The organism is Flagellimonas meishanensis (genome assembly GCF_019880545.1).
Classification (GTDB): domain Bacteria; phylum Bacteroidota; class Bacteroidia; order Flavobacteriales; family Flavobacteriaceae; genus Flagellimonas; species Flagellimonas meishanensis.
In genome coordinates, this window is sequence record NZ_JAINVW010000002.1 from 1 (window position 1) to 13,774 (window position 13,774).

Genomic DNA, 13,774 nt, shown 5'->3' on the forward strand with positions numbered 1-13,774 from the left:
TGATCATGGACAATGGCACCGCCGGGGACGGCAGTGCCGACTGGACGATCCAGTTCGACAACATCAGGCTGTGCAGCAACAACGCTGGCGGTGGTGGCGGCTCTTGCCCTGCCCCTCCAATAGGTGAGTTGTTGTCCAATGGTGGTTTTGAAGCCAATGCTGGCGATGGTGCCTGCTGGCAACTTAACCAAGGCGGTGGTTCTGTCACAATAATTAATACCGATGCCGATGTTGGTACTTACTCTGCCCGGTTGACAACAGGTCCTTCCCAGGTGCCAAATCTTAAGCAAGAAAGATTCGCTCCTTCGGTGGCAGGCAGTCAGGACATTCAGGTTTCATTTAGATATAAGATTACCTCACCTTTTGTGGATGGTTCCCTGATTCAAGTGCTGGCATTCTCTGAACGTACCGTAGGAGGGGCAGTACCTCATGATTTGGGTAACGCGGATACCGCTACCATTAACGTATGGCAAACCTATACCAGTTCCTTTACCACAGACGCTGGGACAGATGAGGGAATATCATTGTTGATACAGGCCACTTGTGGGGGTGTGGGCACCTGTGCAGGTGAAGTGATAATAGATGAAGTTGTGGTTGTCGAACTATAAGAAACTCTAAATTGTAATTCAACACTCCCTCGGCAAAGGTCGGCCCTTACCGCAGGGAGGGTTGGATTAATTGTTTGGCACCAGTAAGCTCTAATTACCTCATAGGGCAATGCACAATCTTTTGTACTTTGCGTATTGAGGTTTTATTACTTAGTATATTATTAAAAATGACTCAAAAGCAAGATATTTATACAGGAGGTGCAAAATTGTCCACTGACAAAAAAGAAGTAAAGGGACAATCCATTCAGTTTGAAAACGAAGCCTACTACAAAATTTCAAACTACGACGGCATGCGCCCATTTTTTATGAGCATTGTGAGCCATTCGGACCACTGGATGTTCATTTCGAGCAATGGAGGGCTGACTGCCGGAAGAAAAAATTCGGAAAATGCCCTATTTCCCTACTACACCGACGACAAGGTCACCGAGTTGGCCAATATCACGGGAAGCAAGACCATGCTCCAAGTGCAACAAAAGGAAAAGATCCTCTTATGGGAACCTTTTTCCGATTCTTGCATGGGGGCCTACAGAATACAAAGAAATCTGTACAAGAGTAGTCATGGAAACAAGATTGTATTTGAAGAGGTAAATGAGGACTTGGGATTGACCTTCCGATACCATTGGAATTTTAGCGAAACCTTTGGCTTCATTAAAAAGTCGGAACTGATAAACGATGCCGACAAGGATTTGAAATGCACTGTTCTGGATGGCATTCAGAACATAATGCCCTATGGGGTGCCCTCTGGTCTCCAGAACGACAGGAGCAATTTGGTTGACGCATACAAGCGAAATCAATTGGAAGCCGATACGGGTCTCGGCATTTTTGCCCTTAGCGCTATTATTGTGGACCGGGCAGAACCCAGCGAGGCCCTAAAGGCCACTACCGTATGGTCCATGGGGTTGGAAAATGCCAGTTATCTTGTGTCTTCCCTACAATTGAACAGTTTTAAGCGAGGGATTGAAATTGTACAGGAAACTGATGTAAAAGCCGAGAAGGGCGCCTATTTCGTCCATGCGGAGGTAAATTTGGGACCGGGAGCAAAAAAACAATGGATGCTCATTGCCGATGTGAACAAGTCCAGGGCAGATGTAAGCCATATCAAACACACCATCAAGAATGCAAAAAACCTGTTCCAAGAGGTCGAGGCAGACGTTCAAGATGGGACAAAGAAACTGGTTCAACTCGCTGCAGCTTCGGATGCCATTCAGTGTACCTCCGACACCATGAGGGATACCCGACACTTTTCCAATACCCTGTTCAACATTATGCGTGGCGGGATATTCGACAACGGCTACCAAATTGAAAAATGGGACTTCACCAGATATATCCAAAAAGCCAATAAATCGGTTTTCCAACAAAAAAAAGCGTTGCTTGATGGGCTTCCTTCCCAATTTTCATTGGATTTTTTGAGAAAGAAGGTCAATGATGACGACAATCCTGATTTTAAACGATTGGCCTTGGAGTACCTCCCGCTTAAATTTAGTAGAAGGCACGGCGATCCCAGCCGTCCCTGGAACCGTTTTTCCATAAATACAAGGGCAGAGGATGGCAGTAAGGTCCTGGATTATGAAGGCAACTGGCGGGATATCTTCCAAAACTGGGAGGCCCTCGCACTGTCCTATCCGGCATTCCTGGAGAGTATGATCTACAAATTCCTCAATGCATCAACTTTTGATGGGTACAATCCCTATCGCGTCACCAAGGATGGATTTGATTGGGAAGTGATCGAACCTGAAGACCCTTGGTCCTATATAGGTTATTGGGGAGATCACCAAATAATATACCTCCTAAAGCTTTTGGAGTTGATGGAAAGCCATTATCCCAACGAACTGGGTAAATCTTTCCATGAAAACATTTTTGTGTACGCCAATGTGCCCTATAAGATAAAAAGCTATCAAGATATTCTCGAAGACCCAAAGGACACCATCATTTTTGATGCGGATTTGGACCACAGAATCAATAAAGAACGGGAAAGGATAGGGGCGGATGCCTCGTTCATCACCTCAGGGGATTCTTCCATTTATCACGTCAACCTATTGGAAAAAATATTGGCAACGGTATTGTCCAAAGTCTCCAATCTTATTCCAGAAGGGGGTATTTGGATGAACACCCAACGTCCAGAATGGAACGATGCCAATAATGCCCTGGTGGGCAATGGGGTCTCCATGGTAACACTTTATTATCTAAGACGGTTTTTACGCTTTTTTCAGGATTTGGTCCAAAATATGGAGCAAGGGGAGTTTACAATTTCCAAGGAGATGGCCCTGTTTTTCAACACCATTTTGAAGGCTTTGGTCGACAACAAGGGCAAGCTTTCCGGAAAAATTTCCAATACGGATAGAAAATCCATCATGGATGCGTTGGGTATGGCAGGAAGCGACTTCCGAAATACAATCTATGCCCATGGTTTCAAGAATGAAACGGAAAAAATAGGCAAAAAAGACCTTAACCAATTCATAGAGGTGACCTTGGCCTATCTGGAGCACAGTATTGATGCCAACCAGCGCGCGGACAAATTGTTCCACGCCTATAATTTAATGACGGTTGAAAATGATACCGAAGTGTCCATTTCCTATCTGTCCGAAATGTTGGAGGGCCAGGTTGCAGTGCTGAGTTCCGGCTATCTGAACGGTTCAAAATCCTTGGAAGTGCTGGATGCCCTTAAGTCAAGCGCACTATTTAGGGAAGATCAATACAGCTACTTGCTCTATCCGAACAAAGAACTTCCACGGTTTTGTGAAAAGAATACCATCCCACCCAAAAGGGTAGAAGAATCCGATTTGCTTCAGAGACTTGTTCAGGAGGGGAATACCACAATCATTGAAAAGGGAATTGATGGCAAACATCATTTTAATGGAGCGTTCAATAATGCAGACAGCCTAAAACATGCCTTGTCCAACCTTTCTGATGAGGTTTATGGTGAATTGATAAAAAAGGACCGCAAATTGATATTGGACACGTTTGAGGAGATTTTCGACCATAAATCCTTTACGGGCAGATCGGGAACCTTCTACGGCTACGAGGGGCTGGGTTCCATTTACTGGCACATGGTCTCTAAATTGCTATTGAGTGTTCAGGAAACCTGTGTCGCGGCAATTGCTAACCAAGAAGATGATGTCACTGTCGGCAAACTACTTGAGCATTTTTATGAGATAACAGAGGGGATTGGTGTGCACAAGCCACCAAAATTGTACGGAGCGTTTCCAACGGATCCCTATTCCCATACTCCGGCAGGTAAGGGCGCGCAGCAACCAGGGATGACGGGACAGGTAAAAGAGGACATTTTGAGTCGGTTCGGGGAACTTGGGGTTTTCGTTTCCGAAGGAAAACTCTTTTTTGATCCCTGTATGCTGAGAAAGGGGGAGTTCTTGACGGAACCTACCGAATTCAGCTATGTGGATGTTGACGGAAAAACCGAAATTACCACACTCGAAGCGGGTTCATTGGGCTTTACCTATTGCCAGGTTCCCGTGCAATACATTTTATCCACCAAAGAACAGATAAAGGTATCATTCAAAAATGGTTCCCATGCTAATTTGGATGGACTGGATTTGGACAAAAAACACAGCAGCATGCTTTTCGGAAGAACTGGAGATATAAAGACCATTCAAGTATGGGTGGATGAAAAACGACTCAAGTAAGTGTAAATACATTCCAACAAACAAATAAGTGCAAAACATGATGGGACAAATGAAAACAATCAGTATTTTTTTGGTGGTTTTATTGTGCTTTGCATGCAAAAACCAAAACAAACCAGAAGACAAAATCAATACAGTGAATCAACAACTGAATCTTACCGCCAAAGATGTTCTGGGGAATCCGGACTTTTTGGCCATTTCATACGGAGGATATAGGAAAAAAACCAGGGAAGCACAACCTACCATTGCCCAGCTTAAGGAGGATATGAAAATCCTCTCGGCAATGGGTATTGGGCTAATTCGAACCTACAACGTACAATTTCCGCATGCGTCCAACGTGCTCAAGGCCATTCGCGAGATCAAAAAAAAAGACCCGAATTTTCAAATGTTCGTGATGTTGGGCGCCTGGATAGATTGCAAAAATGCGTGGACGGACCAGGAACCCGACCACAATGTGGAAAGTGAGACCAATGCCGCCGAGATTGATCGCGCAGTCGCCCTGGCCAATGAGTACCCCGATATTGTAAAAATTGTGGCCGTGGGCAACGAGGCCATGGTAAAATGGGCCACCAGCTATTACGTTCAGGCCAACGTGATCCTAAAATGGGTAAACCACTTACAGGAACTCAAGGCCAATGGCGGCCTGCCAAAAGAACTCTGGATCACCAGTTCGGACGATTTTGCGTCATGGGGTGGGGGCAGTCCGGAATACCACACTCCAGATTTGGAAGCATTGGTAAAAGCTGTCGATTTTATATCCATGCACACCTATCCTTACCACAATACCCACTACAACCCGGAATTTTGGTTGCATCCCGAGCAGGAAACCAAATGGTCCGATAAGCAAAAAGTGGATGCGGCCATGCAGCGCGCATTGGGTTTTGCCAAAAAACAATACGACAGTGTATCCAACTACATGAAAAGTTTGGGAGTTGACAAACCTATACATATTGGCGAAACTGGTTGGGCCAGTGTGTCCAATGGATTTTACGGACCCAACGGCTCCAGGGCCACCGACGAGTATAAGCAGGCGATGTACCATGAACTCATTAGGGAGTGGACCACCAATGCCGGAATTTCCTGCTTTTATTTCGAGGCCTTCAACGAACCTTGGAAAGATGCCCACAACCCAAAGGGCTCAGAGAACCACTTTGGACTTTTTACGGTGGACGGGAAGGCCAAGTATGCACTTTGGGAGCTGGTTGACAAAGGAATTTTTAAGGGGTTGACAAGAAATGGAAATCCAATCACCAAGACTTACGATGGGGATTTGGAGGCCTTGTTGACGGAAGTCCTTGTTCCGCCCTCCGGGGAGAGGATTGAAACCCCATAAGTGTAAGCAATGAAAAAAGTGTCAGGTGTTTTAGGGTTAATGGCAATACTAATGATGACGAGTTGTGTCAAAGAGAAATCTCGATTGAACGTACAGGTGTACGAAACCGCATCCAATGGTAACGTCTTTAAAAAAATTGACCCTTCAACCTCTGAAGGCCACGATGTACAGGTGGTTGTTTCTCCCGATGAAAAGTTTCAGACCATCACTGGATTTGGAGGTTCGTTTACGGAGTCCTCTGCCCATCTACTGAATCAATTGGGAAAACAGAACAGGCAGCAAGTTTTGGAGGCATACTTTGGAGATGAAGGCGCCCGATATTCCCTCACCCGCACACACATAAATTCCTGTGATTTTTCATTGGGCAACTATTCCTACGCTCCTGTGGAGGGAGATATGAATTTGGATCATTTTTCCGTCATTGAGGATAAGGACGACATCATACCCATGATCAAGGAGGCCATGGCCATTTCCAAGGATGGTTTCAGAATCATCTCCTCGCCATGGACAGCACCCCCCTGGATGAAAGACAACAAGGATTGGGTCGGGGGTAAGCTCCTTCCCGAATATTACGACACCTGGGCCCTGTTCTTTTCCAAGTATATTGATGCCTACAGCGCTGAGGGCATAGACATTTGGGGAATTACCGTTGAAAATGAACCCCTGGGCAATGGAAACAATTGGGAGAGCATGCACTACACGGCCGAAGAGATGACGCAGTTTGTGCAAAACCATTTGGGCCCAACATTGGAAAATTTAGGAAAGGGCAACATAAAGATATTAGGCTATGACCAAAATAGGGAACATTTGAACGAATGGGTGGATGCGATGTTCAGGGATGAGAAAACATCAAAATACTTTTCAGGAACAGCCATACATTGGTATGCCAGTACCTTCGAGGTATTTCCCGAAGCCCTTCAATATGCCCACCAAAAAGCCCCCGACAAGCATTTGATCCAAACCGAAGCCTGTGTTGACGCTGAGGTGCCCAAATGGAAGGATGATCAATGGTACTGGCGCAAAGAGGCCACCGACTGGGGTTGGGATTGGGCTCCAGAGGACCAAAAGCACCTCCATCCCAAGTATGCTCCCGTAAATCGCTATGCCCGTGACATTATCGGTTGCTTGAACAACTGGGTGGACGGTTGGGTGGACTGGAACATGGTACTCGACACAAAAGGAGGCCCAAATTGGTTTAAGAACTGGTGCGTGGCACCCGTTATCGTTGATGTGGAAAAGGATGAGGTGTACTTTACGCCACTGTATCATACCCTCAAGCACTTCAGCAAGTTTATCAGGCCTGGTGCCATTAGGATAGGGGTAAAACCTTCAGAGGATTCCTTGTTGGTCACCGCGGCAAAAAACCCAGATGGTTCCGTTGCAATTGTTGTTTTTAATGAAGGCATGGAATCGAAGCTGGTGAACTTCAAGATAGGGGAAGACGAAATCAATATTCCCATAAGCGGACAGGCCATTCAAACAATGGTCTTGGAACAAGATATGGACAATGGTAAAAACAACCAACTAAATAAACAACTATGAGCAAGGTGAAAACACTTTCAAAAGATAAGGTCCCGGTTGGACAAAAGGCTGCCTTTGGGGCAGGCCATTTTATATTGAACATACTTCCTGGGACACTGGGCGTCTTCATCCAATTCTTTTTGTTGACAGCATGGGGAGTGGACCCTTTATGGGCCGGTCTTTTGGGAGGATTGCCCAGGATTTTTGATGCCATAACCGACCCGATCATGGGTTTCATCTCGGATAACACCAAATCTAAATACGGGCGGAGACGGCCCTATATCTTTTTGGGAGCTATAATAAGTGGGGTCCTTTTCTTTTTGATGTGGCAACTGGATGACAATGCATCACAGTCCTACATTATTTGGCATGTGATGGTCCTTCAAATCCTCTTCTTGGTGGGCAATACCATGTTTGCCACCCCACTGGTGGGTCTGGGCTATGAAATGACATCCGACTATAATGAACGGACCAGATTGATGAGCTTTGCCAATAGCATGGGCCAGATTGCTTGGATGATCGTGCCATGGCTTTATGTCATAATTCCAGATTCCAATACATTCAACACACAAACGGAGGGTGTGCGCACCATGGCTTTGATCGTTGGGGCCATGTGCGTGGTCTTTGGGATTTTGCCCGCCCTGTTTTGTAAGGGAATAGACGCCGCACATATGGAGAACCGCAAGGAAATCACCTTTAAGACACTTTGGTCCAATATGAAGGACCTGTTTGTGGGCATCGTACAGGTGTCCAAAAACAAGCCATTTATGAAACTTTGTGGTGCCACCTTCCTTGTTTTTAACGGATTTCAACTTGTGGCGGCTTTCGGGGTTTTCATCATTGTTTTTTACATGTATAGCGGTAGTTATGAGATGGCAGGGACCTGGCCGGCATGGTTCAATACCGTAAATGCCATGATCACCGCCTTCTTGGTGATACCCATCATCTCCAAAATGTCTGACAAATGGGGAAAGAAAAAGGCTTTTATCATTTCCACTGCATTATCTGTGGTAGGGTATCTGTTGAAATGGTGGGGCTTTGACAAAGAACTGAACAGCCAGTTCAATGAAACGGGACTTGGCAAGGGATTAAGTTCCGGCCTTGCCTCCATTTTTGACTATTTGAACCCGATACTGGACAATGTGGGTATGTCATGGTTTTCCATTGACCCCGCAAACGAAATTCCATGGCTCATTTTTGTGCCGATTCCATTGTTCGCTTTTGGAATGGGCGGGTTGTTTACCTTGATGATGTCCATGACCGCCGATGTGTGCGACCTGGACGAATTGGAAAACGGAATGCCTCGGAAAGAAGGTACTTTTGGGGCAATATATTGGTGGATGGTAAAATTGGGACAGGCCATAGCCCTAGTTTTGGGAGGGTTGATCTTGAAAATCGTGGGCTTTGATCCTAATGTTACAGAACAATCATTGGACACCATGAACAGACTCAGGATAGCGGATATCATCATACCCTCATTCACAGCCGCCCTCGCAATTTGGGTGATGTGGAAGTACAGTCTGTCAGAAGCAAGGGCAAAAGAAATCAAGGAAAAACTGGTAGCCCGAAGAGGCGAATTATAAAACAACATACTAAAAAAAGTAACAGAAAATGTCATTTAGAGAAGGTCATATTTTTTCACTTACCAAGCACAATTATTCAGATTATGCGGGGTTGGACTTCAGCAAAATATCCATCGACGAGCTGCGCCAGCTTTGGTTGGAAACCATTCAGAATGGGATGCACGGGCTTTGTTTCAGTATTTATGAAGATGGACAGAGTCCCGGGGACGTCATTACTAAAGAGCAGGTAAGGCGAAGGATGCAGATTATTAAGCCCTATACACAATGGGTACGCTCTTTTTCCTGTATCGAGGGGAATGAACACGTGCCAGTGGTGGCCAAGGAATTTGGCATCAAAACCTTGGTGGGCGCTTGGTTGGGCCACGACTTGGAACTCAACGAAAAAGAAATAGAAGGTTTGATTGATCTTGCAAAAAATGGCTATGTGGACATAGCGGCAGTCGGTAATGAGGTGATGTATCGTGGGGATTTGACCGAGGACCAACTGCTGGACTACATGCGAAGGGTAAAGGAGGCCCTGCCGAACATACCCATGGGCTATGTGGATGCCTACTATGAGTTTTCACACCGGCCTAGAATCACCCAAGCTTGTGATGTGATCCTATCCAATTGTTATCCCTATTGGGAAGGCTGCCCCATGGAATACTCACTGAACCATATGCAACAGATGTTCGGTCAGGCAACTGATGCCGCTCAGGGTAAAAAAGTGATTATTACCGAAACGGGCTGGCCAAGCAAGGGGGAGAGCCTAAGAGGAGCCGTTTCCTCAGAGGAAAATGCCATGAAATATTTTATCAATACCCAGGCCTGGTCCAAAAAGAATAACATAGAGGTGTTCTATTTTTCATCTTTTGATGAATCGTGGAAGGTCGGTGCCGAGGGGGATGTCGGCGCCTACTGGGGCTTGTGGGACAAGCACGAAAAGCTGAAATTTTAAGCCAAGCAAAACCATTGGCTTAAACATTATCCCTTTCAAAAAATGATTCCATACGCTGGAATCATTTTTTGTTTTTGTTGACAAATATCATTTCCGTATCTGGGGAAATGGCCTAGCTTCATACAAACAAAAAGGTTATGGAGACCCTTGTATGTGCCATTGATTATTCCCAAAACTCAGTCGCGGCGCTTAAAATGGCCCAGGTGCTGGGTAGGCAACTTGGTATGCGATTGATGGCATTACATGTCTTTGATATGGATTTGACCTTCGCAAATCCCTTGAGTACGGCCTATGCCAAAAAGGAGAAGGAAGCTTTTGCAAAACAAGGCAAGACCTTGAAGGAATTTTGTGCTACCCACTTGGGTCTAGGCCAAAACCTTGAAAATGTTGAACTCAAGATAAAAGAACATGCCATTGTTAGAGAGGGGATTGCTGAAGTGATTACCGAGTACAACGCCAGCTTGTTGGTGATGGGTCTTCAGGGCAAAAGTGCCCTTAAAGAAGTTTTTATAGGGAGCAACACGAAGGATATGGTCATGAGAAGCACCTGCCCCGTGCTGGCAGTACCTCCGCACTGGGAAAAGTTTGAGGTGGAGAATATGCTGTATGCAACGGATTTTGAAGAGGCGGATATCCATGCCATCGATTGGCTTGTCAAGACCTTTGCCAAATCTCTTGGCTCCAAAATCAGCGTATTTCACATATCCACAGAAAAGGAATACGCCGGCGAAGATCAGATGCAATGGTTTCAAGAAATGCTGCAACAAAAAGTAACCTATGGGAAAATTAGTTTTGAAATGGTCCGTTCCGAAGATGTGTTCGGCACACTTCTTAAGCAGGTAAAGAATACCCAAGCTGATGTTTTGGTAATGTTGGAACGGGAAAGAGAGGGATTCTTCACTTCGTTGATCCAAGGCGACAAGGTAATGCAGATGATTTCCAAAGGAAACGTACCGCTGTTGGCAGTCAATAAAAGCTTGTTTCGATAACTTAAGGGTTTAAAATGCGACCGTCCTCCATTTGAATGATACGGTCGGTTCGTTTGGCAAAATCCTCATCATGGGTCACCACCAAAAGGGATAAACCCTGTTCTTCCTTCAACCTCTTGAAGATCTGAAACACATTTTCAGAATTGTGGCTATCCAAATTCCCCGTGGGTTCATCGCCCATCAAAATAGTGGGGTTGTTGATCAGGGCCCTGGCGATGGCCACGCGTTGTTTTTCACCTCCAGAAATTCTGGAGGCCCTTTGATCGGCCAAATGCCCAATATGGAGCATTTCCAGCTTTTGTTGGGCGTCCTGTCTAATTTCTGCATCCGTCTTTACTGCCAATTTTTTTGCTGGCAGCATCACGTTCTCCAGAACAGTGAACTCGGACAGTAAATAATGGAACTGAAAAACAAAACCGATATTCTTGTTTCTGATCTGTGAGAGTTCCCGATGGGTCTTGCCCGTCACCAGCTCATCGTTAAGGTACAGTTCCCCGGTATAGTCCGTATCCATGGTGGAAAGGATGTACAACAAAGTGGATTTACCACATCCCGATTTGCCCATAATGGAAGCGAACTCACCTCGGGCAACGGTAAAGGAGATGTCCTTGAGCACATGGAAATCCTTGGGCTTATGAAAGTGTTTATTGATGTTTTTCGCTTCTAGGACAAAACTCATAATGATCGCTATGTTCCTCTAATAATTCGTACAGGATCTATTTTTTTAGCCCTTTTGGAGGGTAAATACCCTGCTATACATGTAGAAATCAGCGCAAAGGTGATTCCGATGACGTAATAGGCCATATTGAAATTGACCGGGAATGTGGTGATGGTGGGCAGGGCTTCCGTTTCAAAAGGGGTCTGATCTATGATATGGGAAAGGACAAAACCTATCAACAGGCCCAATATGCCCCCAATAAATCCGATGATCAGTGCTTGGCTCATAAATATTAGCTGAACGTCGAGCCCGGAGAATCCGGTTGCCTTCAGTATGGCGATATCCTTCATTTTTTCATAGATCAGCATGTTCAGGATATTGTAGATCCCGAATCCGGCAACAATGAGAAGGGTAATGGATACGGCATAGGTGATCATATTTCGAATGCTGGAACCTGTTTCAAACTGCGCATTGGCCTCGTTGATGTCCACAGCCTTCGCATTGAACTGCTTTTCAAGCTTCCGGGCCATGGTGGGAGCTTCCTCAATGTTAAGTAGTTTGATGTTGATGTCGGTAATGTAGTTTTCGGCCTCTCCCAAAATACGTTGGACCGTGTTCAGGTTGGCAAAGCTCTGAATATTGTCGATGTCCGCGATGCCACTTTGGTAGATCCCGACTATTTTTAGGGGAAATATGTTTCCGGCCACCGTGCTTATCTGAACCCTGTCGCCAACGGACAGTGACATTTTTTCCGCCAATCCCGCTCCCAAAAGAATTCCGTTGTCATTGTTTTTGAGGTCTACCGGTGAACCATGGACAATGTTATCCTGAATATTGGAGAGCCGAGCTTCTTCCAGAATGTCAACCCCCACAAGATTGCCACCCAGCTCTATGGAACCCGACAGATAAAAAATCTGTGCTCTGAGCTGTGGGGTGGCCCCCTTTACATTGGGATGTCTTTTTAAATGGTGAAGGATGGGCAGTGCGTTGTGGATTTTCTTTTGGCTCTGTTTTGGTTTGATGGAGCGAACAATGTTGAGCCCTTGCTTAAAATCATCAAAAAGGGCAACAGGCTGTTTTTCCGAAGGTCTTATTTCGTTGTACATGTGGATATGTGGAGTCTGGTTCAGTACCAAATCATCCAGCATAGCATTGAGGCCGGTCATAAAACTCACTAAGGTAATATAGGCCCCAATCCCAAACGTTACACCCAAGGTGGCTGTGACCGTAGACTTGATCTTGGTTATCAAGTGTGTTTTGGCAATTCCCAATATGACACTCCAATTGATCATTCCCTAGGTTTAAGTAGAACAGTGTTCTTGTCGATACCCTCCAGTATTTCAACCCGATCTAGGTTCTGCAGCCCAATGCTTACCTGCACTTCCCCATTTTCGGTGAGCACTTTGGACCCGTCGATAAGGTACTCTTTTGGTATGGTCAAAGCCTCGTTTTTTTTGGCAATTATTATGTTTCCTTCCCCAGAAAGTCCCGGATACAAAGTGGATGGAGCATTGTCGAACAGGGCCTCTACCTTAAAGGTCTGTGTGCGCTCATCTTTTCTTGGATAGATTTTGTTAAGGGTGGCCTCAAAAACTTCTGAGTTATAGGCATCCAAAGTGAGGAGGACTTTTTGACCAATCTTTAGTTTCACAATATCCACCTCATCAACCAAAAGCTCGATCACAAAAACAGCACTCTTGCCTATAGCCGCCACGGGTTCCATGGGGTTGACAATTTCACCTGGGTCTTTGTAGATGGCATAGACCTTGCCATTGATCTTACTTGTAATGGTGAAGTCCTTGTTCATGGTCATAGAGGACTTGAAGTTGTTTTCAGCCTGTTTCAGTTGGGTCTGCAGTTCATTTTGGGTACGTTGATATTTCCTATTCAACAAGTTCAACGTATTCTGGGAAAGTTCATAGGCCAACTTGCGATTGTCGAACTCGACTTTGGAACCGATATTTTGACTCCATAGGTTTTTCTGCCGGAAGAAATTGATGGAATCATTCTTCAGATTCAATTCAGCGGATCGTATTTCATCTTCAATACCTTTCAGGACTGCTGCACTGCCGCTATAGTTTTCTTTGGCCAATTGGAGCGCCAATTCCGAATTTTTCATGCTTAGCTCCGGCGAGGTATTTGTGATTTGGAGTATGCGGTCGCCTTTCGCCACCGCATCGCCTTCCTCTGCCCAAACCCTATCCAAAATACCTGTCACCACGGAATACACTTGGTACAGGCTATCAGGTTGGATGGTTGCGGAGGCATACACTGATTCTGTCAGGGACATGATTTCCGGATGGATTTTTTCATTCTTGGTGCTGCAACCAACAAATAGCAAAAATAGGGTCCAAAAAAATGACGGGTACTTCATAAGGTGGTTTCATCAAGACATCCAAATTACCAATAAAAATTTGGTTTAAAACATGAGTTTGGTCAGTATGGGAATATAGCATGGACGGGGCAAACCTTACTATCTGTTTGTTCAATGAATTAAAATGCGCCGG

10 protein-coding genes are annotated in these 13,774 nt (G+C 45.3%); 7 read left to right on the plus strand and 3 right to left on the minus strand.

Translation table 11 applies throughout. The features are described 5' to 3' along the window. The 7 genes from K7G75_RS06595 to K7G75_RS06625 form a co-directional block, all read left to right on the plus strand. A partial coding sequence (locus tag K7G75_RS06595; protein ID WP_222983469.1) for a hypothetical protein occupies nucleotides 1–608 on the plus strand: 608 nt, incomplete at its 5' end. A 167-nt stretch (nucleotides 609–775) separates the two neighbouring features. Continuing rightward, a complete protein-coding gene (locus K7G75_RS06600; protein ID WP_222983470.1) occupies nucleotides 776–4,249 on the plus strand; it encodes a hypothetical protein in 3,474 nt (1,157 codons plus the stop codon). A gap of 49 nt (nucleotides 4,250–4,298) precedes the next feature. Continuing rightward, a complete protein-coding gene (locus tag K7G75_RS06605; RefSeq protein WP_222983471.1) occupies nucleotides 4,299–5,579 on the plus strand; it encodes a glycosyl hydrolase family 17 protein in 1,281 nt (426 codons plus the stop codon). Nucleotides 5,580–5,588: 9 nt separating this feature from the next. Next, on the plus strand, nucleotides 5,589–7,121 hold the full coding sequence (locus tag K7G75_RS06610) for a glycoside hydrolase family 30 protein (RefSeq protein WP_222983472.1): 1,533 nt from the start codon (nucleotides 5,589–5,591) through the stop codon (nucleotides 7,119–7,121). Beyond that, nucleotides 7,118–8,683, plus strand: a complete 1,566-nt coding sequence (locus K7G75_RS06615) for an MFS transporter (protein ID WP_222983473.1) — start codon at nucleotides 7,118–7,120, stop codon at nucleotides 8,681–8,683. The genes K7G75_RS06610 and K7G75_RS06615 overlap by 4 nt, the downstream gene beginning before the upstream one ends. A gap of 28 nt (nucleotides 8,684–8,711) precedes the next feature. After that, entirely contained in the window at nucleotides 8,712–9,620 is a 909-nt protein-coding gene (locus K7G75_RS06620) for a glycoside hydrolase family 17 protein (RefSeq protein WP_222983474.1), read from the plus strand. A 137-nt stretch (nucleotides 9,621–9,757) separates the two neighbouring features. Then, nucleotides 9,758–10,609 (plus strand): universal stress protein, encoded by an 852-nt coding sequence (locus K7G75_RS06625; RefSeq protein ID WP_222983475.1) that lies wholly within the window; start codon nucleotides 9,758–9,760, stop codon nucleotides 10,607–10,609. Nucleotide 10,610: 1 nt separating this feature from the next. On the opposite strand, the gene K7G75_RS06630 is transcribed toward K7G75_RS06625, so the two are convergent. The 3 genes from K7G75_RS06630 to K7G75_RS06640 are packed head-to-tail and all read right to left on the minus strand — an operon-like array spanning nucleotide 10,611 to nucleotide 13,557. Continuing rightward, nucleotides 10,611–11,288 carry an ABC transporter ATP-binding protein gene (locus tag K7G75_RS06630; protein WP_222983476.1) on the minus strand — a complete coding sequence of 226 codons (678 nt, stop codon included), beginning with the start codon at nucleotides 11,286–11,288 and terminating at the stop codon, nucleotides 10,611–10,613. 8 nt (nucleotides 11,289–11,296) lie between these two features. Beyond that, nucleotides 11,297–12,559: an ABC transporter permease gene (locus K7G75_RS06635; RefSeq protein ID WP_222983477.1), complete on the minus strand. Its 1,263-nt coding sequence runs from the start codon at nucleotides 12,557–12,559 to the stop codon at nucleotides 11,297–11,299. Continuing rightward, the gene (locus K7G75_RS06640) at nucleotides 12,556–13,557 is read right to left on the minus strand and encodes an efflux RND transporter periplasmic adaptor subunit (protein WP_262420273.1); all 1,002 of its coding nucleotides are present in this window, start codon (nucleotides 13,555–13,557) and stop codon (nucleotides 12,556–12,558) included. The genes K7G75_RS06635 and K7G75_RS06640 overlap by 4 nt, the downstream gene beginning before the upstream one ends. Nucleotides 13,558–13,774: the final 217 nt, after the last annotated feature.